At 64.3% G+C, this 25,326-nt stretch carries 24 protein-coding genes; 12 read left to right on the plus strand and 12 right to left on the minus strand.

Annotated elements, in window-relative coordinates; genetic code table 11:
- Positions 1 to 213: 213 nt before the first annotated feature.
- On the minus strand, positions 214 to 1,377 hold the full coding sequence (locus HYH08_RS03890) for a CmpA/NrtA family ABC transporter substrate-binding protein (protein WP_220008439.1): 1,164 nt from the start codon (positions 1,375 to 1,377) through the stop codon (positions 214 to 216).
- Entirely contained in the window at positions 1,374 to 1,964 is a 591-nt protein-coding gene (locus tag HYH08_RS03895; RefSeq protein WP_220008440.1) for an ANTAR domain-containing response regulator, read from the minus strand. Before HYH08_RS03895 ends, HYH08_RS03890 begins: the two co-directional genes overlap by 4 nt.
- A 111-nt stretch (positions 1,965 to 2,075) precedes the next feature.
- Here HYH08_RS03895 and rimO point away from each other — a divergent pair, with 111 nt between their 5' ends.
- The gene (gene rimO, locus HYH08_RS03900) at positions 2,076 to 3,401 is read left to right on the plus strand and encodes a 30S ribosomal protein S12 methylthiotransferase RimO (RefSeq protein ID WP_220008441.1); all 1,326 of its coding nucleotides are present in this window, start codon (positions 2,076 to 2,078) and stop codon (positions 3,399 to 3,401) included.
- Between the two features lie 30 nt (positions 3,402 to 3,431).
- Here the strand turns inward: rimO and HYH08_RS03905 are convergent, their stop codons facing one another.
- From HYH08_RS03905 to HYH08_RS03915, 3 genes are all read right to left on the minus strand, one after another.
- A complete protein-coding gene (locus HYH08_RS03905) occupies positions 3,432 to 3,839 on the minus strand; it encodes a GNAT family N-acetyltransferase (protein WP_220008923.1) in 408 nt (135 codons plus the stop codon).
- A gap of 239 nt (positions 3,840 to 4,078) precedes the next feature.
- Positions 4,079 to 4,321, minus strand: a complete 243-nt coding sequence (locus HYH08_RS03910; protein WP_220008442.1) for a DUF6719 family protein — start codon at positions 4,319 to 4,321, stop codon at positions 4,079 to 4,081.
- Between the two features lie 198 nt (positions 4,322 to 4,519).
- Entirely contained in the window at positions 4,520 to 5,467 is a 948-nt protein-coding gene (locus HYH08_RS03915; protein WP_220008443.1) for a hypothetical protein, read from the minus strand.
- A 308-nt stretch (positions 5,468 to 5,775) separates the two neighbouring features.
- Here HYH08_RS03915 and HYH08_RS03920 point away from each other — a divergent pair, with 308 nt between their 5' ends.
- A complete protein-coding gene (locus HYH08_RS03920; RefSeq protein ID WP_220008444.1) occupies positions 5,776 to 6,417 on the plus strand; it encodes a hypothetical protein in 642 nt (213 codons plus the stop codon).
- Positions 6,418 to 6,706: 289 nt separating this feature from the next.
- Positions 6,707 to 7,897, plus strand: coding sequence for an acetylornithine transaminase (locus HYH08_RS03925; protein ID WP_220008445.1), 1,191 nt, complete (start codon positions 6,707 to 6,709; stop codon positions 7,895 to 7,897).
- Between the two features lie 150 nt (positions 7,898 to 8,047).
- Here the strand turns inward: HYH08_RS03925 and HYH08_RS03930 are convergent, their stop codons facing one another.
- From HYH08_RS03930 to pcsA, 3 genes are all read right to left on the minus strand, one after another.
- Positions 8,048 to 9,022: a quinone oxidoreductase family protein gene (locus HYH08_RS03930; RefSeq protein ID WP_220008446.1), complete on the minus strand. Its 975-nt coding sequence runs from the start codon at positions 9,020 to 9,022 to the stop codon at positions 8,048 to 8,050.
- A gap of 77 nt (positions 9,023 to 9,099) precedes the next feature.
- On the minus strand, positions 9,100 to 9,834 hold the full coding sequence (locus tag HYH08_RS03935) for a TerC family protein (RefSeq protein WP_220008447.1): 735 nt from the start codon (positions 9,832 to 9,834) through the stop codon (positions 9,100 to 9,102).
- Complete coding sequence (gene pcsA / locus HYH08_RS03940; protein WP_220008448.1) at positions 9,831 to 10,610, minus strand: phosphatidylcholine synthase; 780 nt, start codon at positions 10,608 to 10,610, stop codon at positions 9,831 to 9,833. The genes HYH08_RS03935 and pcsA overlap by 4 nt, the downstream gene beginning before the upstream one ends.
- An 87-nt stretch (positions 10,611 to 10,697) precedes the next feature.
- On the opposite strand from pcsA, the gene HYH08_RS03945 reads away from it, so the two are divergent.
- Entirely contained in the window at positions 10,698 to 11,882 is a 1,185-nt protein-coding gene (locus tag HYH08_RS03945) for a UbiH/UbiF family hydroxylase (protein WP_220008449.1), read from the plus strand.
- Between the two features lies 1 nt (position 11,883).
- Here the strand turns inward: HYH08_RS03945 and HYH08_RS03950 are convergent, their stop codons facing one another.
- A complete protein-coding gene (locus HYH08_RS03950) occupies positions 11,884 to 12,417 on the minus strand; it encodes a winged helix-turn-helix transcriptional regulator (RefSeq protein ID WP_220008450.1) in 534 nt (177 codons plus the stop codon).
- Positions 12,418 to 12,651: 234 nt separating this feature from the next.
- On the opposite strand from HYH08_RS03950, the gene HYH08_RS03955 reads away from it, so the two are divergent.
- The 4 genes from HYH08_RS03955 to HYH08_RS03970 all read left to right on the plus strand — a co-directional run bounded on the left by HYH08_RS03955 (position 12,652) and on the right by HYH08_RS03970 (position 16,477).
- Positions 12,652 to 13,554, plus strand: coding sequence for a DUF8737 domain-containing protein (locus HYH08_RS03955; RefSeq protein WP_228747524.1), 903 nt, complete (start codon positions 12,652 to 12,654; stop codon positions 13,552 to 13,554).
- Positions 13,555 to 13,611: 57 nt separating this feature from the next.
- A complete protein-coding gene (locus tag HYH08_RS03960; RefSeq protein ID WP_228747526.1) occupies positions 13,612 to 14,586 on the plus strand; it encodes an enoyl-CoA hydratase-related protein in 975 nt (324 codons plus the stop codon).
- Positions 14,587 to 14,686: 100 nt separating this feature from the next.
- Positions 14,687 to 15,781: an NmrA family NAD(P)-binding protein gene (locus HYH08_RS03965; protein WP_220008451.1), complete on the plus strand. Its 1,095-nt coding sequence runs from the start codon at positions 14,687 to 14,689 to the stop codon at positions 15,779 to 15,781.
- Positions 15,782 to 15,931: 150 nt separating this feature from the next.
- Positions 15,932 to 16,477 carry a DUF8737 domain-containing protein gene (locus HYH08_RS03970; protein ID WP_502787393.1) on the plus strand — a complete coding sequence of 182 codons (546 nt, stop codon included), beginning with the start codon at positions 15,932 to 15,934 and terminating at the stop codon, positions 16,475 to 16,477.
- A 53-nt stretch (positions 16,478 to 16,530) separates the two neighbouring features.
- Here the strand turns inward: HYH08_RS03970 and HYH08_RS03975 are convergent, their stop codons facing one another.
- Positions 16,531 to 17,484, minus strand: a complete 954-nt coding sequence (locus HYH08_RS03975) for an AEC family transporter (protein WP_220008453.1) — start codon at positions 17,482 to 17,484, stop codon at positions 16,531 to 16,533.
- A gap of 106 nt (positions 17,485 to 17,590) precedes the next feature.
- On the opposite strand from HYH08_RS03975, the gene hspQ reads away from it, so the two are divergent.
- Positions 17,591 to 17,923 (plus strand): heat shock protein HspQ, encoded by a 333-nt coding sequence (gene hspQ / locus HYH08_RS03980; protein WP_018317973.1) that lies wholly within the window; start codon positions 17,591 to 17,593, stop codon positions 17,921 to 17,923.
- A gap of 175 nt (positions 17,924 to 18,098) precedes the next feature.
- Here the strand turns inward: hspQ and HYH08_RS03985 are convergent, their stop codons facing one another.
- Positions 18,099 to 18,929 carry an invasion associated locus B family protein gene (locus HYH08_RS03985; RefSeq protein ID WP_220008454.1) on the minus strand — a complete coding sequence of 277 codons (831 nt, stop codon included), beginning with the start codon at positions 18,927 to 18,929 and terminating at the stop codon, positions 18,099 to 18,101.
- Positions 18,930 to 19,200: 271 nt separating this feature from the next.
- Between HYH08_RS03985 and HYH08_RS03990 the strand changes: the two genes are divergently transcribed.
- The 3 genes from HYH08_RS03990 to HYH08_RS04000 all read left to right on the plus strand — a co-directional run bounded on the left by HYH08_RS03990 (position 19,201) and on the right by HYH08_RS04000 (position 23,844).
- Positions 19,201 to 21,027 (plus strand): extracellular solute-binding protein, encoded by a 1,827-nt coding sequence (locus HYH08_RS03990; RefSeq protein WP_220008926.1) that lies wholly within the window; start codon positions 19,201 to 19,203, stop codon positions 21,025 to 21,027.
- 4 nt (positions 21,028 to 21,031) lie between these two features.
- Positions 21,032 to 22,534, plus strand: a complete 1,503-nt coding sequence (locus HYH08_RS03995; RefSeq protein WP_220008455.1) for an AMP-binding protein — start codon at positions 21,032 to 21,034, stop codon at positions 22,532 to 22,534.
- Positions 22,535 to 22,620: 86 nt separating this feature from the next.
- Positions 22,621 to 23,844 carry a GGDEF domain-containing protein gene (locus tag HYH08_RS04000; RefSeq protein WP_220008456.1) on the plus strand — a complete coding sequence of 408 codons (1,224 nt, stop codon included), beginning with the start codon at positions 22,621 to 22,623 and terminating at the stop codon, positions 23,842 to 23,844.
- A 115-nt stretch (positions 23,845 to 23,959) separates the two neighbouring features.
- Here HYH08_RS04000 and HYH08_RS04005 read toward each other — a convergent pair whose 3' ends face one another.
- The gene (locus tag HYH08_RS04005) at positions 23,960 to 25,102 is read right to left on the minus strand and encodes an acyl-CoA desaturase (RefSeq protein WP_220008927.1); all 1,143 of its coding nucleotides are present in this window, start codon (positions 25,100 to 25,102) and stop codon (positions 23,960 to 23,962) included.
- Between the last annotated feature and the right edge of the window lie 224 nt (positions 25,103 to 25,326).

Consider the following 25,326-nt stretch of genomic DNA (forward strand, 5'->3'; position numbering starts at 1 on the left):
TGTGGGACTTGGCTCAGCAGGCGTCTGTGACTAGCTGGCCGCACTGCAATATTCAAATTGCGTGCCAGCTGGCTGAAAATTGAAAACAACGTGATTTCAGCTATTTACTAGGGTTCCCGGAACAGGCCCGGCTGGGAACTCTCACGAAATTCGAGCAGCGGGCTCAAAATTTAGCCGCCCGCCCGCCGCGCTCAAAAACGGTGCAGCACCGAATCACGCCTTCCAGCGCCCCACCTCGAAGGCCTCGAGATGGCCGCGGATATTGTCGGGATCGAAGACGGGACCGGCAAATGCACCGAACGCTGCGGGAGCCGCCTCTGGCGGCCGCTGGCCGACGGCTGCGTCGTAAAGGTCCGGCCTGAACACCGCCATCGCCGTCTTGACGCCATCCGGCGAAAGCGCCGTCTGTCCCCAGCGCACCATCTGCGCGTAGAGCCAGGCGGCCTGGACGGGATCAGGGCGCCCTGCCCCTTCGCGTCCGACCAGCAGGTAGCGGCCGCTTTCCCGGAAGGTGCCATCAGGCGAGATCTTCAGGCGCCCGGTGAGCGTGCGCTGGATGACTTCGGCATCGACGCCAATGCGCTCCGGCTGCGCCAGGATCTGCGCCGCCTCGGTGAGGTTCGCGGGCTCCTCGATGAATTCAGCCGCTTTCACCGCCGCGCGCACCAGGGCTGCGACCACGTCCGGATGCTTTTCGGCCCAGGTCTGGCGGACCGCCAAAACCTTCTCCGCCGCACGCACCAGAATGTCGGAGACGAAATGCAGGATGTGGCCGATGCCGAGATCGACCGCGATCGAATTCCAGGGCGCGCCGACGCAGAACGCATCGACATGGCCGCTTCTGAGGCTGTCCACCATGTAAGGCGGCGGCAGCACCACCAGCCGCACGTCCTCGTCGGGATCGACCCCGCCGGCCGCCATCCAGAACCGCAGCTGGTAATTGTGCGTCGAGAACGGAAAGGTCATGCCGAAGGTGAGCGGCTCTGCCCCTGCCTTGCGGCGCTTGGCTACTACCTTGGCCAGCGCCTTTGCCGTCGCGAGCGGATCGAAACGGTCGCCGTCGATCTCCTCCATCAGCGCGGCGTGCAGCGCCGGCGAGACCGTGATCGCATTGCCGTTGATGCCGAGATTGAAGGGCGCGGCGATCGGTACCTTGACGTGGCCGAGCCCGAGCGAGGACGCGATCGCCACCGGCGCCAGCAGATGGGCGGCATCGAACAGGCCGATATTAAGCTTGTCGCGGACGTTGGACCAGGAGACCTCGCGCACCAGCTCGACCTCGAGCCCCTCGGCGGCGGCAAAGCCCTTGTCGACGGCCACGATTAGGGCCGCAGCATCGACCAGCGGAATGAATCCGATGCGGAGGGGCGTGGTCATTTCAGCATCTCCGACGCGGTGATGATCGACTGGGCGATCTCGCCGATTTTCTTCTTCTCGCGCATGGCGGTGGAGCGCAGCAGCACATAGGCCTCGTCCTCGTTGAGGCCCTTGACCCGCATCAGGATGCCCTTGGCCTTCTCGATGACCTTGCGGTCCTCGAGCTGCGACTTGGTGCGCTCCAGTTCCTCCTGGAGCTTTGCGAAGGCGTTGAAGCGGGACACGCAGAGATCGAGGATCGGCTTCATGCGCTCCTTCTTCAGCCCGTCGACGATGTAGGCGGACACCCCCGCCTCCACCGAGGCCTGGATCGAGGCGGAATCGCTCTGGTCGACGAACATGGCGATCGGCCGGCGCACGGCGCGGCTGACCTGGAACATCGCCTCCAGCACGTCGCGGCTGGGGTTTTCGAGATCGATCACGATGATGTCGGGGTCCACCGCGTAAATACGGGCCAGCAGGCTCTGCATCTCGCTGATATGGACGACCTGGGTGAATCCGGCCTCCCGCAACCCTTCCTCGAGGATCGCGGCCCGGATCGGGCTCTCGTCGACAATCACGATTTTGGGCGACTGTTCGGCGCTCATGGCTCACTCACGACAGGCGATTCATCCTTAGCACGCCGGGGGGCGATGCAAAGGGTTGTAATTATGGGCAATTGGGACTAGCTCAAGCCCGTCAATCAGGCAGATTTGAATATGGATCAGACGGCTGCGCCCAAGGTCAGCTTCGTGTCGCTCGGGTGTCCCAAGGCATTGGTGGATTCCGAGCGCATCATCACGCGCCTGCGCGCGGAGGGCTATGAGCTCGCCCGCAAGCATGATGGGGCCGATATCGTCATCGTCAACACCTGTGGCTTCCTCGACAGCGCCAAGCAGGAATCGCTCTCGGCGATCGGCGAGGCCATGGCCGAGAACGGCAAGGTGATCGTGACCGGCTGCATGGGCGCAGAACCGGAAGCGATCGAGCAGGCCTATCCCGGCGTGCTCTCTATCACTGGCCCGCAGCAATATGAGAGCGTGCTGGACGCCGTACACCGCGCGCTGCCGCCGGCGCACAATCCGCATCTCGACCTGGTGCCGCCGCAGGGCATCAAGCTGACGCCGCGCCACTACGCCTATTTGAAGATCTCCGAAGGCTGCAACAACCGCTGCACCTTCTGCATCATTCCAAAATTGCGCGGCGACCTCGTGTCGCGTCCGGCCAATGACGTGCTGCGCGAGGCCGAGCGGCTGGTCGGCGCCGGCGTGAAAGAGCTGCTGGTGATCTCGCAGGACACCTCGGCCTACGGCGTCGATCTCAAATATGCCGAGAGCCCGTGGAAGGACCGCCAGGTCCGCGCCAAGTTTCTCGACCTCGCGCGCGAGCTCGGCGAACTCGGGGCCTGGGTGCGGCTGCAATATGTCTACCCCTACCCGCATGTCGACGAGGTCATCGCGCTGATGAACGAGGGCAAGGTGCTGCCCTATCTCGACATCCCGTTCCAGCACGCGAGCCCCGAGGTGCTGAAGGCGATGAAGCGCCCGGCCGCGCAGGACAAGACGCTAGCGCGCATCAAGCGCTGGCGCGAGGAATGTCCTGATCTCGCGCTGCGCTCGACCTTCATCGTCGGCTTCCCCGGCGAGACCGATTCAGACTTCGCCTATCTGCTCGACTGGCTCGACGAAGCCGAGATCGATCGGCTCGGCTGCTTCAAGTACGAGCCGGTTGCCGGCGCGACGTCGAACGCGATCGAGAACCCGGTGCCGGAAGAGGTCAAGCAGGAACGCTACAACGCACTGATGGCCCGCCAGCAGAAGATCTCGGCGCGCCGGCTGAAGCGCAAGGTCGGCACGCGCCAGCAGATCATCATCGACGAGGTCGGCCCGACTGTCGCAAAGGGCCGCTCCAAGGCCGATGCGCCGGAGATCGATGGCGCAGTGTATCTGACCAGCCGCCGCCCCTTGCGCGTCGGCGAGATCGTCACCGCGAAGATCGAGCGCGCCGACCAGTACGACCTGCACGGCAGCGTCGCGGGGTTCTGAGGTTCTTGCTCACGTGATGGCTAAGCGCCATCAAAATCTTTCGGCCAACTGCGCCAGCTCCGAGCCGGTGATGCGGAAGAACCGTTTCGCCGGCAGCGCCTGCCCGCCAAGCATCTCGTAGAAACCCTGAAGCCGCAGATCGTCGGCATCGACTGTCCAGTCGATGCGACCGTGCCCGTCCTGTTGCGCGATGGCGGCAAGACGCGACATCAGCTTTCTCCCCAAGCCACCTCCGCGCCACTCATTGCGAACATAAAGCTCTTTCAAGAAGAACCCTGAGGTCAGGCCGGGCCCTGGGTAGAGCGCGCTGAAGCAGGCAAAGCCGGCGAGCCTGTCGTGCTCGTAGGCAAGCAGAATGCGTGATCCCACGGGCCTTGATTTCAACCCCGCGATGATTGCATCACGCGGTGGACAAGGGACGCGATAGTAAGCCTGCATTTCGATCAGCGCATCGGCCATCGCTTCGAAATCGGCCTCGTCTATCTCCCGCAGAGTTGTCACGGCCTATGGCTCATTCGTGCATCGATCCGCATTGGCGCCCCGACCTTATCGCCGCCTGAACGCGCGAGGTTTGGCACACACGACCCTGGTCAGGAAGGGATACACAATCTCGATTGCCGGCACGTCGAAGTCCGATGGCCGCAACGACCCGGCAATCGAGATTGTTTCTGACTCGGTCAGCGCTTCATCGCCACGCACGGACCGCGTTGCCGACGCTGCCCCTGGCCAACGACCCCGTTTGAATCGACGTTGCTTCCGCCCGTGATCTTCATGGCCTTGCCCGGACCGCAGTCGACATAGACGACTTGTCCAGGGCCGAGTTGTCCGGCGGGAGGCTCGGTCTTCATGACCATTTGCGCCAAGGCGGATTGTGAAACGAAAACCAATGCAGTCAATGAAGTCGATGTTAGAATCTTCACCGCAGTCTCCCCAAAAAGAAACGGCGGAAGAATAGCCGGCGCGGGGCAATCTACAAGTCGCTGACACGCCTTCTTACATCGCAACATCGAGTCTCTGTAGAACGCCGCACGCCGAGACCGAGCAGACGAAGGCGGGCCATGAAAGATGCCGGTCGCACGCTGTCCCTGCCCTTCGCGAGCTTCGAAGCGTCCGCCCGTTCAGGCTTCCGCCAGCCATTTCGGCACCCAGCGCTCAGGACGCGGTGCACGGGCCAGATCGGCCTTGGCTTCGGCGAGCAATGCCGGCTCGCCGTCGATGGTCGGGCGCACGTCGTATTCGAAGTTCGGCATGACGCGGCCGTCGGCATAGAGGCCGAACTTCATCGCGTACCACAGGCCAAGCTCGGGCTGCGCACGGCACATCTCCTCGCGCAGGTCGCGCAGCAGGGATTCGATCGAGGCGGCTTCCTCGAACGGCTGCGGGCCGCGCGACAGCACGCGGGCCTCATACTGCTTGCCGACGATCGCGACCCCAAAATGGGTCTTGTCCCAGGGGTTCTTGCCCTTGGGCAGATGCGCAGCGAGACGCCAGCCCAGCTCGGCCATCAGGCGGTGATTGGCCCAATAATCCTCGCGGTCGCGGCTCCATTTTTCCATGAAGCCGCGGAAGTCCGGCATGTCGGGGGCGCCATCGTCGCACGCCACGTGTTCGCTGAGCGGCCGACCGGCCAGCCATCGCGCAAGCTCGACCGTCTGGCACTCGACTTCATCGTTCGGCTTCAGATCGCTCCAGCTCTTGTCGAATTGCTGTGAGGTTAGCTTTGCCAGCAGGGCGTCGAGGCTGGGCGCCAGCAGCTCGTAGTCGCCTTCGGACCCGAGACCCACGATCGGGGGATTGTCGCGGTCAAGGCCCGCGCCATACCAGCCGCCGACGGCCGAGCCGTCGGGCAGGCGCATGAACAGCGAGAACCTGCCGCGCAAAGGACTGCCATCGAAGATCGGGGCGTGGTCGGAGAACTGGCCTTGCAGCGAGAAGCAGCCGACGCTGCCCCAGGGACGGCCCTTCAGCCATTCGGCAAAATCCACCAGCAGCGGCGGCGCCTCGATACCCGGCGGGAATGCGCCGCGAACACTGTCGAGGTCGATCGGATAAGGGGTATCGGACAAGGCTGAAACTGTCTGGTTGGTCCCGTCACACTTGGTCTTCCCCGACAAGCGTCCGGTTCGAACCAATTGGCGTCCGTTGATCACAAACGCGCTAGAGGCTCAATGGTTTCTGCGCGGCTTTGGATGAAAACCAATCACAACGTCGGTATCCGCCCCACGCTGTGAATCATCGGCCCGGCGTTGACCTGCTTGCACTTCCGGCCGCCGCGCAATCCCCTCGCGCGCAATGTGACATTATAGTGCATTCACGCAGGGGTCACGGACTCGTCCTAACTCTCGCGCGTCTTCAACGCGAACGAGGATTTTTGATGAGCCGTCTCTCGGACATGCTGCGCACGCAGCGCTTTGATGATTACCGTTTCTACCACCAGAGCACCGTCAACCAGACGCTGCACCTCGTCAGCGCCATGATCTTCCTCGGCTGCTACGCGCTGCTGTTCAAGGACCCGGCGCTGGCCGGCATCGTCGGCTGGCTCGCGATGCTGACGCGACAGACCGGGCATTTCTTCTTCGAGCCGAACGGCTATGACGCGATCAACGACGTCAGCAACGACTACAAGGAAGCCGTCAAGGTCGGCTATAACCAGACCCGCAAGATCATCCTGCTGCTGGTCTGGGGCAGCGCGCCGGTTGCGCTTTATGCGTATCCGACCCTGTTCGGGCTATTCGAAGCCCCCGCCGACCGCCTCGACTTCATCCGCCATGTCGGCGCGCTCTGGCTCGCCATCGGCATCGGCGGCGGCCTTGCACGCATGCTCCAGCTGTTCGCGACGCGCGACGTCATGACCGGCCTCGTGTGGGCCTTCAAGGTGCTGACCGATCCCTTCCACAACATCGCGCTGTATTGGTCATCGCCGCTCAAGCTGATGCGCGGCGAGCTGATCGACACGTCGATTGCGGATGCGGATTGGGGCGACGAGGACGCTGAAGAAGCCGCTCACACGACCTGACCGGCGCACGTTTGGCGGGCATCCTGCAAAACGGCCGCTTGACAAACCCTGCCCTTCGGCTGTACGGACGCGCCCCATGATCAACGCTCGGACCCATCAGCGCACCGAAATGCTCCGCCGTCGCAACCGCGACGACGAGAGGGTGCGCCATGTCCGACGACGCCGCTGAACCACTGAATTCAGCTGAAGTTTTCGAGAAGGCCGCACCCGCAAGGTGCGGCCTTTCTGCTTTTTGCACCGGTTTTTCCACCCGCCGACCAGATCTTCCTACCCCAAGAGGAGTTCGACAATGACGACGCATCCGTATGACGCGCTGATGGACATCACTGCACGGCCCAAGGCCGTGTTCGTCCGCGGCGCCGGCTCCTACCTCTGGGACGACTGCCGCAAGCGCTATCTCGATTTCGTGCAGGGCTGGGCCGTGAACTGCCTCGGTCACTCCCCGTCCGTCATCGCGGAGGCTCTCGCCTCGCAGGCAAAACGGCTGCTGACGCCAAGCCCGGCCTTCTACAACGAGCCGAGCCTCAAGCTGGCGCAGATGCTCGTCGAGAACAGCGCATTCGATCAGGTGTTCTTCGCCAATTCGGGGGCGGAGGCCAATGAGGGCGCGATCAAGCTCGCGCGCAAATATGGCAGCCTGCACAAAGGCGGCGCGTTCGAGATCATCAGCTTCGAAGGCGGTTTCCACGGCCGGACGCTGGCGACGATGTCGGCCTCGGGCAAGAAGGCCTTCGAGCCGCTGTTCGAGCCGAAAGTCGCCGGCTTCAAGAAGGCGAAGCTGAACGACATCGCCTCGGTCGAAAGGCTGATCAACGACAACACCGTCGCGGTGATGTTGGAGCCGATCCAGGGCGAGTCGGGTGTGTGGCCGGCAACCGACCAGTTCCTGAAGGAGCTGCGCGCGCTCACCGAGGCGCACGGCCTGCTGCTCATTTTCGACGAGATCCAGACCGGTATGGGCCGGACCGGAAAGCTCTTCCACTATCAGCACACCGGCATCGCGCCCGACATCATGACGCTTGGCAAGGGCATCGGCGGCGGCGTGCCGCTCGCAGCTTTGCTGGCGACGGAACGCGCCGCGTGCTTCGAGCACGGCGACCAGGGCGGCACGTTCAACGGCAACCCGATCATGTGCGCAGCGGGCCTTGCGGTGCTGGAGGAGGTCGGCAAGCCGGACTTCCTCAAACAGGTCGCCGAGACCGGCCTGCTGCTCGAAAGCGAGCTGCAGAAAGTCTCGGCCCGGCACGGGCTCGGCGGCGTGCGCGGACGCGGGCTGCTGCTCGCGCTCGACCTCAAGCTGCCGATCGCGGCGGGAATCGTCGCGCAGGCGTTCGAGGCCGGCGTGCTGCTGAACGCGCCGCAGATCGACACGTTGCGCTTCATGCCGGCGCTGAACGTCACCAGGGCGGAGATCGCCGAGATGATCGACTGTCTCGATGGGATCTTGACCAAGGCGGGTGCTGCGAGACGAGTGGCATAAGATAGTCTCGTGCCCCGGACGCAGCGCAGCGTCTCTTCGACGGTGCGCTGCAGAGCCGGGGCCCATCTCTCGGCAGTACGTTGCGCCGCATCTGGGTCCCGGCTCTGCGCAGCAGCGCAAGAGCGCTGCAGCGCGGCCGGGACACGAGACCTACGGCTTCAAAATCGACGCGCCCGTGGTCTTGCGGCTTTCGAGATCGATATGCGCCTTCGCGGCGTCCTTCAGCGCGTAGGCGTGGTTGATCGGCACGTGCAGCTTGCCATTGATGACGGCGGCGAACAGCGTGTCGGCGCCTTCCAGAAGTTCCTTGCGGGTGCCGATGTAGTCGTTAAGCTTCGGCCGGGTCGCGAACAGCGAGCCGTGATTGTTGAGCTCGGCGATCGAGAACGGCGGCACGGGACCTGAGGCATTGCCGAACGAGACGAACATGCCGCGCGGCTTCAGGCAGGACAGCGAGCCAGGGAAGGTCGCCTTGCCGACGCCGTCATAGACGACGTCGCAGCCCTCGTTGCGGCTGATCTGCTTGACACGCGCGACGAAGTCTTCCTCGTTGTAGAGGATGACGTGGTCGCAGCCATTGGCTTCCGCAAGCTCTGCCTTCTCGCGCGAGCCGACGGTGCCGATGACGTGGGCCCCGAGCGCCCTCGCCCATTGGCAGGCGAGCAGGCCGATGCCGCCGGCGGCGGCATGGATCAGCACGCGGTGATGCGGCTCGACCCGAAACGTCTTGTGCAGGAGATACCAGACCGTCAGCCCCTTCAGCATCAGCACGGCGCCCTGCTCATGCGTGATGTGGTCGGGCAGCTTGACCAGCTTCTCCCAGGGGATGTTGCGCTCGCTCGTATACGCGCCGAGATTGTGGTAGTAGGCGACGCGGTCGCCGGGATGGAAATTGGTCACGCCCGGCCCGACAGCTATGACCTCGCCCGAGGCCTCGTTGCCGGCGATGAAGGGCAGCCCCGGCGCCTTGTAGAGGCCGGTGCGATAATAGACGTCGATGAAGTTCAGCCCGACCGCATGCTGGCGGATGCGCACCTCGCCGGGCCCGGGCGCCGGCACGTCGACGCTCTCATAGACCAGGGCCTCGGGGCCTCCGACCTTGTGCACACGGACCGCTTTGGTCATCGTCTGACCTCCTCTTCTCCAAGGCTTGAGCGAAAGACATCGCACCCGCCTTGTCAACATGATGCAAATGGGAACGCCTAGTGCGACGGCCTGCCGGCTTTCCTGCGGTTGCGCTTGGCCAGCACGTTGAAGAATTCCACCGCAGCCGAAAACGCAATTGCGAAATAGATGTAGCCGCGCGGGATATGGAATTTGAATCCATCCGCGACCAGCGCGACGCCGATCAGCACCAGGAAGGCCAGCGCCAGCATTTTCGTGGTCGGGTGCTCGGCGACGAATCGCGACACCGGACCGGACGAAATGTACATGATCAGGCAGGCGATCACGACAGCCGCGATCATGATCTCGATGTCCTGGGCCATGCCGATCGCGGTGATGATCGAGTCCAGCGAGAACACGATGTCGATCACGATGATCTGGACGATCACCCAGAAGAAGGCGCTGCCGGCGGACTTCTGATCGCCCTCGCCGTCATCGGCCTCGACCTCGGCGTGGATCTCGTGCGTCGCCTTCGCAATCAGGAACAGTCCGCCGCCGATCAGGATCAGATCGCGCCAGGAGAAGTCGTAACCGGACAGCGAGAATACCGGCGCGGTCAGACCGATCAGCCAGACCAGCACACTGAGCAGGATGATACGGAACACCAGCGCCAATGCCAGCCCGATCTGGCGGGCGCGATGGGCCTGCGGCTCCGGGATGCGCGAGACGATCACCGACAGGAAGATGACGTTGTCGATGCCGAGCACGATCTCGAGCGAGGTCAGGGTCAGCAGCGCCGCCCACGCTTCAGGGCTGGTGATCAGATGCATCATGCGAAGGATCTTGTGAAACGGATCAAGGCATCGCTGAAGCTGATCCAGAGCGCAATCGCGCACAGCGCGACCGTCACGCCGGTGCCGACGCGAAAGTCCATCTTCAGCGCGTAGAGGGAGAGCACGGCCCAGACCGCGATCAGCGACATGGTCAGCCAGCGCAGCCGCACCACGCGGACCGGATGCAGCACGTGGAACGGCACGAAGGTCAGCACCACCAGAGCGGCGACCAGCAGCGTCGAGGCGACCGGCGGCCAGTGCAGCAGGAACAGATAGAACGCCGCCGCATTCCACAGCGCCGGAAAGCCGCGGAAATGATTATCGTCCGCCTTCATGCGCAGATCGGCGAAATACAAGGCGCTGGTGACGATGATGGCGATGCCGAGCAAGGGAGCCGCCACGGGCAGGAGCAGCCCGCTGGCGACGATCGCATAAGCCGGCACGAACACATAGGTGACGAAGTCGACCACGAGATCGAGCACGTCGCCGGACCAGTTCGGCTGCACGTCCTTGACGTTGAGCCGGCGCGCGATGGGGCCGTCGATCGCGTCGATGATCAGGGCGACACCCAGCCATTGAAACATCGCCGCCCAGTGCTCGCGCACGGCCTCCAGCATCGCCAGCAGCGCGATGGCCGCGCCGAAGGCGGTGAAGATGTGCACCGAGAAGGCGGCGGCGCGAACCACCGGTCTCGGCTTCAGCGAATCCTCGCGGCTATCCATCTCGGTCTTCATGGCTCCTGCTACCAGAATAGGGCCGGCTTGCACATCAGCCATTGCGGCGCGCGGTCGCATCATTCGCCACAAAATCAGGGAAATATAGGTGGGCTTGAATTTGCCGCAGGCCGTGTCAAATGTCGTTCCATGACAGAGGCATCGACACTCTATGACGCTGCCGTGATCGGCGGCGGACCGGCCGGCCTGAGCGCGGCGACTGCGCTGGCGCAGGCGGGGCTGCGGACCGCGCTGGTGGCGCGCCGCCTGCCCTATGCCGACAACCGCACCACCGCGCTGCTCGGAGCCTCCGTCGAGCTGCTGGAAAACCTCGACGTCTGGCCGCGCTGCAAGGACAAGGCGGCCGCGCTGGAGGTGATGCGCCTCGTCGACGACACCGGCCGGCTGTTCCGCAGCCCTGAGGTGCGGTTCTCCTGTCACGAGATCGCCCTGGACGCCTTCGGCTACAATATCGACAACCGTTCCCTGATGCTGGCATTGGAAGCGCGCGCCGCGGAGCTGCCAGGCGTCGTCCGTTTCGACGACGAGGCGGAGAACGTCGTCATCGAGGCCGACGATGTCGCGATCCGCACGGCGTCCGGGCAATTCCTCTCGGCCCGGCTCGTGGTCGGCGCCGACGGCCGGCATTCGCTCTGCCGGGAGGCCGCCGGCATCGAGGTCAGCCGGCGCGAGCTGAACCAGACCGCGCTGACCTTCAACGTCGGCCACGCACGGCCGCATCGCAATGTCTCGACCGAGTTCCACACGCCTCACGGCCCTTGCGTGTTCGTGCCCCTGCCCGGCAACCGCTCCAGCATCGTCTGGGTCTCGGCGCCTGCGGAGGCCGAGCGGCTGCGCGGCCTGAGCGACGAGGAGCTGTCAGCCGCGATCGAGAAGCAGTCGCATTCCATTTTGGGACGCATGTCGGTCGAGCCCGGCCGCAACCTGTTCCCGCTCGCCATCGAGCGCCCAAAATCCTTCGGCCGTGACCGCATCGCGCTTGTCGGCGAAGCCGCACACGTGGTGCCGCCCATCGGGGCCCAAGGGCTCAACCTTGGCCTGCGAGATGCCGCCGACATCGCGCGCCTTGCAGGCGAAGCGATCGCCGCCGGCGAAGATCCCGGCGCGGACGGCGTGCTCAAGCGCTACGACCGCGCCCGGCGCCCGGACATTCTGAGCCGCACCTTCGCGATCGACATCGCCAACCGCTCGCTGCTCAACGACTTCCTGCCGCTCCAGCCGGTCCGCGCCGTCGGCATGCACCTGTTAGGTGCCATCGGCCCGCTGCGGCGCTTTGCGATGCGCGAGGGCCTGACGCCGACCTGGCGGCGCTAGTTTAGCGGTGTCTGCTGGCCGACCGGTCATCGACCCGATCCCCGCTGCGGCTCCTGTGCGACAGGCGCCAACGCACCAAATCGTCTGCACCGGGCCCCTCCTTGATCTCGAGATCCGAGGCACTCACTGGCTTGCCGGTCTTCTGATCAATGAGCCCCAAACGAACCTCGGCGCCGGTATTTCGATTCACGAACTTCATCGGTGGCGCTGACGCTCCAGAGACTCCCAAACCGTCACCGATCTGGGCGAGAACCGGCATGATGGGTGCGATTTGCCAGCCCTTTTGGGTCAGGATGTATTCGAACCGCTCCGGGTTAACCTGGTAACGTCGTCGCTCGACGAGGCCATTGGCCTCCAGGTGTTTCAGTCGATCGCTGAGCGTCGCATTGGTCACGCCGGACGATTGGCGAAAATCCTCGTATCGGCTGAGGCCGCAGACGAGATCGCGCAAAATCACCAGCCCCCAACGATCACCGATCGCCGCCATGACGCCGGCGATGGAACAGACCATTCCGTCCAAACCCTTCGAGCGCATTTAGCTTTTCCCGCAGTCCAGGGAAATTCCGGGACACACTCTTGTAATAAGAGACCCACGCGTCGGCGACAACCGTCGCTTCGAAAGAGCTCGCGGCCGGTCAGCTGAGCTGAGCGATCCCCCACGCGCGAAGGGGCGCGTTCGGGAAAAACCGCTTGCAAAGCAGTAACTCTTATTATAAGAGTTACTATCGAAGTTGCTCGGATCGACCGGGACCACGCGGACTGGCCAACGATGCAGCAGTGGGCGCTGACTGCCAACACGTCAGCGAACACACCCAATGCAGAGGGGCCGCAATTGGCGCCGAACAGGACCGAGACCTTCATCAGCCCGACCTTCGCGTTCGCGGGAACTGCGGCCGCGACGGGCCTTTGGCTCGCCGCGCTTGTGGCAATCCCGACGCTTCAAAGCTCGGGTTTGTCTGTGATCGTGGCGCGTTTCGTTGTGCATCTCATCGTGCTCGGCGGGACGTGGGCAGGCCTGTCCCGCACATCTCTGACGACCTCCGCGCGTATTTCGACCTGGTTGGCGATCGCGATCCCACTCACCATCTGGCACGGCGCGGCGTGGGCGATCGTCGCCAACGGCCTTCTCCTCCCGGGAGCAACTTCAATTCCGTTGCTTCCCTTGATGATCGTCGTTCCGACAGCGGTGGTCATCACGTTGCTTTGGCGTTCGCGCCAAATAGGGACGCTGCTCGATGCGACACCCGACCACTGGCTGGTCGGATTGCAGGCCTACAGGGTCATTGGCGGCGTCTTCCTGGTGAATTGGCTGGCCGGCTCCACTCCCGCTGTGTTCGCTGTGCCTGCCGGCACGGGTGACGTCATCACAGGCCTGATGGCCTTGCCAACGGCCCTAGCGCTGGCGAGTGGTCGGCCGGGCAGCGTTCGGGCGGCCGTGCTTTGGAACCTGTTCGGCATCGCGGATCTCGTCGTTGCGGTCACCCTGGGTGCCCTCACCTCGCCCGGAGCATTGCAGCGCCTTGCGTTCGACCATCCCAATCTGACGACCGGGACATATCCAACCGCCATCATCCCCGCCTTCACAGTTCCCACCTCTCTCGTTCTGCACGCCTTGTCCCTGCGCCAGTTGCTCAGGCTCAGGCGCGCGCGTCCCGTGGCACCGGCCGCGTGACGCGTGACCGAAACGGATCTGAGGCCCAGTAGCCGCGATAATCGGAGTAAAGGACAAATGGAAAAGCAGCCCATCCTGGCGCGTCGCGACCTGATCAAGGCCACTGCAACCATGGCCGCAGTGGTGCCTGCAATGGCCGCCGCGACAGCTGCATTCGGTGCAGAACAGGCGCCACAGGCCCAACCTGTCCAACAGCCGTCGACCGAACCCACCATCCAACCTACGTCGCTTGCAGAGGTGCCGCTTGATCCCGGCACGAAATTGACCATCGAACGGCGAGGACAGGTGGCGCTGTTCGGACTCAATCGGCCAGCCGTCCAGAACCGCGTCGATCCCGAAACATTTCAGGCGCTGGCGAAAGCCATTTACGAGTACGACCACGATCCTTCCCTGCGGGCAGCGGTTCTGTTCGGACACGGAGATTGTTTTTCACGTGGTATCGACGTCGAAGCCTACAGGGCGGCCGCCAATAACGGCAGTCCGCTGGCCGGCCTGACACGCGCCATCAACCCGCTGAACTACGGCGCACAGCGCACAAAACCCCTGATCGCCGCCGTCCACGGCGATACCTGGAACATGGCGCACGAATTATTCCTTGCGGCTGATTTTCGAGTGGCTGCGGCGAATACGAATTTCGGCCAAGACGAGAACGCCCATGGGCGCTTCCCTGGAGGCGGCTCGACCGTTCGCTTCGTTCATGAGGCCGGCTGGGGCAACGCGATGCGATACATGCTCACAGGGGACCATTGGACCGCCGAAGAAGCGTACCGCATGGGAGTCCTGCAGGAGATCGCCAAGACGCCGCAGGAGGCCCTCGTCCGTGCAGCTGAGCTGGCGAGCAAGGTCGCGGCCTGCGCGCCCCTCGGCGTGCAGACCACGCTGGTGTCGGCGCATTTGGCGATCGACTCGGGTGAAGCCCAGGCATTCTCCAAATTGGGTGCGCAATATAGCGCGCTTTACCGCACGAAGGATTTCATCGAGGGCGTGGCGGCGCAGACGGAAGGTCGGCCGGCCATCTTTCACGGCAACTGAATCGCGATGAGTTTCGCGAGTCGGGAACGGCCGCAAACTTGCCGTCGTCACAAAGCCCGCCTCCAGACGCGGCCTTTCATTCAAATCTGCGGAGATGACCATGACTTCCTATACGACCTCCAAAATCTTCGTTGTCGGGGGCACCGGGGCTCAGGGGTTGCCCGTGATCCGCGCTCTCGTCGCCGATAAGAAATATGCGGTCCGAGTCCTTAGCCGTGATGCCGCCTCGCGTCGGGCGAAGGCGCTGCTTGCGTTGGGCAACGTCGAGATCATCGAGGGGACCTTCGCTGATGAAACAACGCTGCGAGCGGGATTGCGTGGTTGCGACGGCGCATACATCAACATCGACGGGTTCAACACCGGCGAAAAGACCGAGATGTATTGGGCGATCCGCAGCTATGAGATCGCGATCGAGGCAGGGATCAAGTTCTTCGTCTACGGAAATCTGGACTACGCGCTGAAAAAGGCCGGTTATGACTCCAAATTCCGCGCGGGACATTACGACGGCAAGGGTCGGATCGGCGAATGGATATTATTCCAGAATGAGGCGAACAAGGAGCGGATGGGCGCGGCCGTCTTCACCACGGGCCCATACATGGAGATGGCCATCGCGGCGATGACGCCGATGACGCCATCGATCGAGGACGGTGTCGTCACCTGGCGCGTTCCGCTGGGCAAGGGAGCCGTGCCTCACGTCGCGCTCGAGGACTGCGGATACTACGCCCGATGGCTTTTCGATCATCCGGAGCGTGCCAATGGCATGAATCTCGAAGTCGCCATCGAGCAAGTCGGCTATCATGACCTCGCCGCTGCCTTCGAGAGAGTGACGGGACATCCAGCACAGTACATCGACACCGAGCTGGAGGCCTACTGGAGCGGCCCGCTCAAGATGGCCGCCAACCTGCCGGCCGGATACAACGCCGATCTCAACGACAAGAGCACGATGACCTTCCGCGATAACTTCTCGGGCTTCTGGAACATCTGGAAGCAGGAAGTCGTCCGGCGCGACTACGCGCTGCTGGACGAAATTCATCCCCACCGCATCAAGAGCGTCGAGCAATGGTTGCGGCGGGAAGACCAGCTGGGACGGGAACTCGGCAAGGGCAGTCTCTGGGAAAGGCTCCAGCCGGAAAACATGTCCAGGCAGCCTCCACTTCTCAAGCTCGCGGAAGATCAGCGGAGGGGCCGGCTGTAACAGTCAGCCTTTCCACGAGTGGATCAACGAGCGCGTGCCGCCGATAGCGGAGATCGATAGAGGCATCGCATGGACAGTGAAATAGAGATCCCGAAACGTCGTGGGACACGGGTCCTGTTGACCATTTTGGCGGCTTGGGGATTGGCCGTCGTGGTCGCCGCCGAGACCGGGCTCTACGGCGCCATCCCCCCGCTCCTGCTCGCTCCCGTCATAGTCCTGGGCATCGTCGTGCCCGTCATCGTGTACGCGATGGCGAAGGGTTTTCGCGATTACATCGAAGCCATCGGGCTGCGGACCCTGACGGCATTTCACATCTGGCGTATCGCAGCGGCGTTGCTCTTCTTCTGGTACGGAGCGCACAATCTGCTGCCGGAAGTCTTTGTCCGGAACGCCGCCTGGGGCGACCTCATCGCGGGGCTTCTGGCCGGCGGCGTGACGTTGCTGCCCGAAAACCGCAGCCGATACCTCGTGTTCCATATCTTCGGATTCGCCGATTTCGTCGTCGCGCTCGGCACCGGCTTGATTCTGTTCCTTCTCGAGGATCCACGCATGGCGGGCATTCAGACCCTGCCGATGGCGCTGATCCCGCTCTATGGCGTCGGCATCTCGGGTGCAAACCACATCATGGCATTCGACCTGTTGCGTCGTCACGTCGGGACCAGAAAGCTGACGAAAGCCGGCGTGCTCCAGACCTGAGAGACATGCAGACCTGGGGATTCTCAACCACCCTGGACCAGACGAGCCGCCGCTTACGGAAACGCCAGCCGCCCGGTCTGGAGCAGCCACATCACGCTGGTCAGCGTGACCACCGATGCAAAGGTCCCGAGCAGCACCGCGACGGAGGCGGATTCGATCCAGGCCTCGTTCTGCCTTGCGATCACGAACACGTTCAGCGCCGGCGGCAGCGAGGCCATCAGCACGGCGGTCGCGGCCCAGGGCTGCGCGAACGGACCGAACGCCAGCATCAGGCCGAACGCCATCAGCGGATGGATCAGGAGCTTGACCGCGACCACGCCCGGCACTTCCCAGGGAACGCGCTCGAACGGACGGAGCGCCACGGTGACGCCGAGCACGAACAGCGCGGTCGGCGCGGCCGCGTTCTGGAGGAAGGTGATGGTGCGGTCGAGTGCGACCGGCAGTTCGATATGGAGCGCCGCCACCGCCGCACCGAAGGCGGCCGACATGATCAGCGGATTGAGCACGATCTGCTTCAGCACGACGGCGAAGGCGTGCACGATCGAGGGATGGTCGCGGTCGGAGAGTTCGATCAGCAGCGGCACGATCGTGAACAGGAAGATGCTGTCGCAGCAGAAGATCAGCGCGGTCGGCGCCGCCGCCTTGGTCCCGAGCAGGGCCAGCGCCAGGCCGGGACCCATATAGCCGATATTGCCGTAGCCGCCGGAAAGCCCCGCCAGCGTCGCCTCGCGCAGTGTCAGCCGTCCCAGCACCTTGCCGACGACCAGCGCCAGGATGAACGCCGCAACCGTGGACAGCGTGGTCGCGACCAGGAATGGCGGGTTGTTCAATTCAGTAAACGGCGTCTTGGACATGATCGCAAACAGCAATGCCGGCAGCGACACGTAGAGCAGGAAGAAGTTCATCCAGGCGAGGCCTGATTCCGGCAGCGATTTGAGCTTCCCGCAGGCAAATCCAACGAAGATCAAGCCGAAATAAGGTAGCGCCAGATTGAGGATATCGGCCATTGATGAAGTGTTTTCTGAAGATTTGGGGGCTATCCGCCCCTTCAGCGCGGGTTAATTCCAGATCAGGGCACTAGCATCGGCCACAATCCTGGTCTATCGACGGGGAATGATTAAAGCGCGGACCGCGAAATTTCAGATCGGACAGGTCGTACGCCACCGGATATTCTCGTTCCGGGGGGTGATCTTCGACATCGATCCGGAATTCAACAACACCGAGGAGTGGTGGCTGTCGATCCCCGAGGAGGTGCGGCCGCACAAGGACCAGCCGTTCTACCACCTGCTCGCTGAGAACGCGGAGTCCGAGTACGTCGCCTATGTCTCCGAGCAGAACTTGCTGCCCGACGAGTCCGGCGAGCCGATCCGGCATTCCCAGGTGGCCGAGATCTTCATCAAGAACAAGGACGGCGGCTACCGCCCGCGCAATCCTTCGCTGAACTAAAGCGCGATGAGATTGGGATGAATCGTCATCGCGCTTTAGGTTATTGTTTGAGCATGATCTTTCCGGAAAACCGCTTCGCACTTTTCCGGATCATGCTTTAGAGCTTCGCAGCCGACAGGCATCAAAAAAGGCGCTCGGATCGAGCGCCTTTTTCTTGTCCGGGATCTGGTCCAGATTACTTCTGGCCGGTCGGCGCGGCGCCGGGGGCGCCACCGCCCTGCTCGAGCTTCTTGCGCTGCTCGTCGGCCTTCTTCTGAAGCTCTTCCTGGAGCTTCTTCTGGTTTTCCTCGAACACCTTCGGATCGGTCGGCGGACCGTCATAGGCCTTCTGGAATTCGCCGGAGAGCGGCAGCGGCAGGGTCAGCGGCGCGCCGTTGGCGTTGATCGCCTGCACCACGAGGTTCTGGCCCTTCTTCATGTTGTTGATGAGTTCGGGCGTCGCCTCGTAGTCGGACATGCAGCCGTTCTGGAAGCAGATCACATACGGGCTCTGCAGCGGCGCATTGTTGTCGACGATGATGCGCGTGCCGTGGACGAGCTGCATGCCGAGCGGCAGCGTCACGCGCAGGATCTTCTTGGGCTCGCCTTCGGGCTCGATGATCACGGCGGCGATGACCGGCACGCCGGTCTCGATGCGGCCGTCCTTGCCGGTGAAGCAGACCTGCTTGGCATTGGCGTCCTGGCCCTTGAGGCAGAACTTGGTCCAGGGGGCGTAGATCAGCTGGATCTGCTGATCGGCCGGCTGGGCCGCACCCTGCTGCGCCGGGGCACCCTGGGCAGGAGCCTGCTGGGCCTGGGGCGCCGCCGGAGCGGGCGCCGCAGCAGGTGCCTTGGGGGCCGCCTTCGGAGCCGCTTTCGGCGCGGCCTTGGGCGCAGCGGGCGCGCCCGGAGCCGGCGCAGGAGTCTGGGCCGCCGCGGCAAACGGGACGACCAATGCCGTCGCCGTCAACAGGGCGAGGAGTCGCCCGCGCGGCCGGACGGACGCGGCCAAATAACGGAAATTCATTGCAGAAAACCCTTTCTGAACGGGAAGCCCCGAACCGCTCCGAAGCGCCGAACCAAGCCGCCTTGGGCGCGGCTCTCTCCCCGTCAATTGAGGCGGTTAAGTGACGGGCTCGGCGCTCTTGCGCGATCGGGTGCCTTCTTAACGTGGCCGACGAAAAGATCAATGCCGACAAGCGCCTTTGCGCACGGCTTGAACCGCTCCTTGGACTGCGCCCAGTGAAATTCCCTGTGATAGGATTCACGTTAGGCGGTCCTCGAATCACCGTGTGCCGATGTTCATGTTCCTGCGCCTTCTCGAGGGCCCCGCTATCCGACTTTGCGTCCTTGCGCTTGCGATCGGGCTGCCCGGCGGCGCGCGGGCCGAGCAGGCCCATGCCATCGCCATGCACGGCAAGCCGGCGATGCCGCCCGATTTCACTCACATGCCCTACGTCAACCCCGATGCCAGAAAGGCCGGCCGGCTGACCTGGGGCATCCTCGGAACCTTCGACAGCCTCAATCCCTTCATCGTGAAAGGATTGGCGGTGCAGCCGATCCGCAATTACGTCGTCGAGAGCCTGCTGGCGCGCGGCCAGGATGAGCCGTTCACGCTGTACGGCCTGCTCGCCAAGACAGTCGAGACCAACGACGAGCGGAGCTTCGTCACGTTCCGCCTCGATCCTCGCGCCCGTTTCTCGGACGGCAAGCCTGTTACGGCCGAGGACGTGCTGTTCTCCTGGCAGCTGCTGCGCGATCACGGCCGTCCCAACCACCGGCAATATTATGGGAAGGTCGCCAAGGCCGATGCGCCCGATCCCCTCACCGTCCGCTTCGACCTCACCGGCGCCAACGACCGCGAGCTGCCGCTGATCCTCGGGCTGATGCCGATCCTGCCCAAGCACGCGGTCGACGTCGCGACCTTCGAGGAGACGACGCTGACCGGTCCCATTGCCTCGGGCCCGTATCGCGTCACGGCGGTGAAGCCCGGCGCCAGCGTGACGCTGACGCGCAATCCCGATTATTGGGGCCGCGACCTGCCGATCAATCGCGGGCTCTACAATTTCGACGAGATCAGGCTCGACTATTTCCGCGAGGCCAACGGCCAGTTCGAGGCCTTCAAGCGCGGCCTCTACGATTTCCGCGTGGAGACCGAGCCGCTGCGCTGGCACGACGGCTACGATTTTCCAGCCGCCAAGACCGGCGAGGTGATCCGCGATACCGTCAAGCCAGGGGTGCCGCAGCCGTCCGAATTCCTGGTGTTCAACACCAGACGACCGATCTTCGCCGACATCCGCGTGCGAAGAGCGCTGACGCTGCTGTTCGATTTCGAGCTGGTCAACCGCAACTATTTCTTCTCGCTCTATTCACGCGTCGCCGGCTATTTCGCAGGCTCCGAGCTGTCGGCCTATGGGAAGCCCGCCGATGCGCGCGAGCGCGAGCTGCTCAAGCCGTTCGCCGCGCAAATTCCGCCCGATATCCTGGACGGCAGCTACCACCTGCCGGTGACCGACGGTTCGGGGCGCGACCGCACCACGCTGCGGGCGGCACTGAAGCTGCTGTCGGAGGCCGGCTACGATCTCGATGGCACCGTGCTGCGCAACCGCGCGACAAAGGCTCCCTTCAGCTTCGAGATGCTGGTCACGACCCGCGATCAGGAGCGCATCGCGCTGGCCTTTCAGCGCGACCTCAAGCGCGCCGGCATCGAGGCCAGCGTGCGCGCGGTCGATCCCGTACAGTTCGACCAGCGCCGGCTCGGCTACGAGTTCGACATGATCCAGAATCGCTGGGACCAGTCGCTGTCGCCGGGCAACGAGCAGTATTTCTATTGGGGTAGCGCGGCCGCCGACAATCCGGGCACCCGCAACTACATGGGTGCGCGGGATCCGGCGGTCGATGCCATGATCGGCGCCCTGCTGGAGGCCCGTGATCATACGGATTTTGTCTCGGCGGTGCGCGCGCTGGACCGCGCGCTGATCGCGGGCTTCTACACAATCCCCCTGTTTAACGTATCCGAGCAATGGATCGCGCGCTGGAATCGGATAGAACGGCCGGAGGCTACCGCGCTGTCCGGCTATCTGCCGGAGACCTGGTGGTCGAAGGGACAGCCTCAAGCGAAGTGACGCCGTGAACCAGCCAGCCATATCGCCGACGCTCGACACGCTGTTCCAGCGCACGCTGATGCGCCAGCCGCATGCGCCCGCGTTGCTCGACCCTCTCAACAAGGCGCGCATCACCGGGCACCAGCCGCGGCGGATGAGCTATGCCGAAGCCGATACCGCCATCGAGGCGCTGTCGGCCTATTTCGTCGAATCAGGCCTGCCGGCCAATTCGGTCATCGCGATCCAGCTGCCCAACACGGTCGAGTTTGTGCTGACCGTGCTCGCCGCCCATCGTGCCGGCCTCGTCGTCGCCGTGCTGCCGCTGCTGTGGCGCCATGCGGAACTGACCGCCGCGCTGAACCGCACCGCGGCGCGCGCCATCGTCACCATGAGCAAGGTGGACGGCGTCAGCTATGCCGACCTCGCAATGCATGCCGCCGCCGAGGCTTTTTCGATCCGCCATGTCTGCGGCTTCGGCACGGACCTGCCCGAGGGCATGGCCTCGCTCGACGAGGTGCTTGCCCGCCCGCCCGGCATGACGCGCGCCGTGATCCAGGACGGCCGCAAGGCGGCGATGATCTCCTTCGACGTCACCGCGGAGGGTTTTCGCCCGGTGCCGCGGCCGCATTTCAGCCTGATCGCCGGCGGGCTCGCAATGTCGCTCGAAGCCGATATTAGGCAGGGCGCAACCGTGATGACCGCGTTCACGCCGATGTCGTTCGCGGGCCTCGCCTCCTCGCTCGCGGTGTGGCTGCTCTCCGGCGGCGCCCTGGCGCTGCATCATCCGTTCGAGCACGACGTGCTGGAGCAGCAGATCAACGAGCATGAATGCGAGGTGCTGATCGCACCGGCGCAGCTCGCGCTGCGGCTCGGCGATTCCGATCTCGCGGCGCGGATGCCGAGCTTGCGCAACGTCGTCGGCCTGTGGCGGGCGCCGGAGCAGGTCGCCGCCAGCGATGCCTGGATCGCGCCGCATGCGCCGCTCACCGACGTCTATCTGTTCGGCGAGGCCGGCCTGTTCGGCGCCCGCCGCGGCGAGGACGGCATGCCCGTGCCCGTGATGCCCGGGCCGCACGGCGCCCCGCGCGAGCAATCCGGCTCCTCGATCGCCGGCGAGATCCTGCTGACGCCGAAGGGCACGCTCGGCCTGCGCGGTCCGATGGTGCCGATCGCGGCCTACGCGCCGCCGCAGCCGGTCGGTGACACCCTGATCGCGCAGCCGCCGCGCGACTATGTCGACACCGGCTATGCGGCGCGGCTCGACCGCCCGAGCGGCGCGATCTGCATCACCGCGCCGCCCTCCGGCATCATGGCGGTCGGCGGCTACCGCTTCCTCTCCAATGATCTCCAGGAATGGGCGCGGCGGCTCGGCCAGGGCGCCCTGCTCACCGCACTGCCCGACCGCCTCTCCGGTCACCGGCTCGCAGGCCGGGCCCAGGACAATGCCCGCGCCCGCGAGGCGCTCAACGAGCTCGGGCTTAACCCCTTGATGGTCGAGGCTTTTCGCGACCGCTCCGGGCCGGTTTGAACGCAGTTTCGACCGATCCATTGACGCTGCATTAAGGCGACCGGACTAGATTGCGCGGCAGCTGTCGCGTGATCAGAGTTTCCTTGATGTCCCAGGCGGGCCCGATCCTGTTTGTGTCCGATGCCGGTCGCCCCGCCTCCGTTGCGGCGCTGGACGAGGCCCGTCTCTTTCCCGTGGTCGACACCGACTGGGCCAGCGCGGCGCATGCGGTCGAGCAGGTGCAGCCGGCCGCGGTCCTCGCCGCGATGCATGCCGGGCATGAACCGCATCTGGCATTGCTCGCAAAGAAGATCGCGCAGCAATTGCCTTACCTTCCCTTCGTCGCGCTGGATGCGCCGGGCATGCTGCCCCCCAATGCCCTGCCCTTCGCGTCACGCGGCGGTCAGCCCGATCGCCTGAGCGGCCGCTTACGCGCCGCACTGCGCGTCCGCACGCTACACGCGACCGTGCTGCGCCGGTTGCCGGAGGTGACAGTCACCGTGCCGGAAGCCGATCCGTCGCGTGATGCCACGGTGCTGCTGATCGGCCGCGGCGCGGCCTATCCTGCGCTCTCCGTCGCGCTCGGCGAGCGCGTCGGTGTCGTCGGCGCACTCTCGATCGAGGCCGCGGCCAAACATCTCAACACCCGCGACCTCGACGGTGTCGTGCTCGCCGAAGGTTTTACCGCGCGCGTGATCGATGCCTTCCTCACGGTGCTGGCTGAGGACACCCGCTTCCGCAGCCTGCCCGTCATCGTCACCGCGCACCAGCTGGTGCAGAGCTACGACCTGCCCAATCTCGAGCTGATTGCGGGCGAGCCGGCGAAGATTGCGGCCAACGCACTGCCGCTGATCCGTCAGCATGCGATGGAAGCGCAGCTGAGCCGCACGCTGCGTTCGATCGATGCCGGCGGCTGGCTCGATCCGCGCAGCGGTCTGCTGACGGCGGAAGCCTTTGCGCGCGATTTCGCCAAGGCAGTCGAGCAGGCGCTCGCCCGCGGCGGCGGCCTGTCGGTGGCGCGCTTCGCCTTCGATCCCAACAATCCGCGCGCCCAGCTCGATGCCGCGCGCATCCTGAGCCGCCTGATGCGGCAGATGGATTTTGGCGCGGCCCAGAAGGACGGCTCGGTGATCGTCGTGTTCGCCGAGACCGATTTCCGCACGGCGCACATGATCGCCCGCCGCCTCTCGGCGGTGATGCGTCACACCTCCAACGGCAAGCACGAGATGCGCAGCGATCCCGTCGTCAGCGTGGATTCGCTGTCGCCGTCGGACACTGCGCGCTCGCTGCTGGCGCGGCTGTCAGCCGACGCGTCGCGGGCGGCGTCGTAACCACAACCGCGCTGCCGTAGGGTGGGCAAAGGCGCGTAGCGCCGTGCCCACCATTTGTCTCTATAGCGCGAGAATGCGTGGGCACGCTTCGCTTTGCCCACCCTACGGCAGCTCGCTAGCCGCTGCCCTTTGTCCCAGACTGCGCGTTGGTCGCCATCGCCGGCACCGGCGCAGGCGCAGCCAGGAGGAAGCCCACGGCCTCGTTCAGCAATTCGTGGGCGCGGTCGACGATGTCATCCAGCGACATGGTCTTGGCGAACATGCGCTGCGCTTCGGCCAGCAGCTGCTCGCGGGTCGGCATGCTGGCCAGACGCAGATCGGCACGGTGGTGCAGCTGAACCAGCGTGTCGCGGACCGACAATTCGGTCTCGTGGAGCGACGTCCTGATCGCATGCGCGATGTGTTCGGGGTTGAAGCGGGCGGCAAGCTGCTCGGCGGCCTGCTTGACCACGCGCGATCCGAGCCGATGCTCATTGCGCAGGACCAGCCGCGGCGGCGTCTTCAAATCCCGGACGATTCCGCACCAGGACAGGGCCACCAGGATGTAATAGGTCAGATCGATCTCGTACCAATAGAAGCCCTGCCGGGCGCTGGCCTGGTAGGCGTGGTGATTGTTGTGCCAGCCCTCGCCCATGGTGAAGAAGGCGAGCAGCCAGTTATTGCGAGAGTCATCGCCGGTCACATAACGCCTGCGGCCGTGCACATGCGCGAGGGAGTTGATGCAGAACGTGGCGTGATAGACCAACACGGTGCTCCAGAGAAAGCCGACCACGAGGCCCGACCATCCGGCGACAAGGAAGCAGAGACCCGCGAGCACGAAGGCCGGCAGAAGCTCCAGCCTGTGCAGCCACATCAGCTCGGGATAGGCCGCAAGGTCCGACACTTTCACGAGGTCGGTCGCATCATGCTGCCGGTAGAAGATCCAGCCGAGGTGGCTGTACAGAAAACCCTTGTGGCGGGGCGAATGCACATCATGCGCGGTGTCGGAATGCAGATGATGATGGCGATGCTTGGCGGCCCACCACAGCACGCTCTTCTGCGCGCTGCTCTGGGCGAGGCACGCCAGGACGAACTGAAACACCCGGCTGGTCGCGTAGGCGCGGTGCGAGAAATAGCGGTGATAGCCGGCCGTGATTCCGAACATCCGCAACCAGTACAGACCGACGCAAAGGCTCACGGCCGACCACGAGATGCCCGACCAGATCGCCGCGACGCAACCGGCGTGGACCAGCACGAACGGCAGGACCTGCGGATACATGACGTCATCGTGTTCGTCGTTGTCCGGGCCTGAACCGATATTGATAGACACGCGCGAGAACCTCAACTGTTGCAGTGGCGGCTACAAAAAACCCGCGGCCGGTAAACCAGTCGCGGGTTGCACGAACCAGGAGTTTTTTGGCGGGCCGATTCGTCCGGCCCACGCTCGACGCACCGAACATGGTCGCTGTTCGGTCATTCCGCAAGTGGCCATATGTCGCTGTT

This window comes from Bradyrhizobium sp. BR 10289, assembly GCF_019455385.1.
Taxonomy (GTDB): Bacteria; Pseudomonadota; Alphaproteobacteria; order Rhizobiales; family Xanthobacteraceae; genus Bradyrhizobium.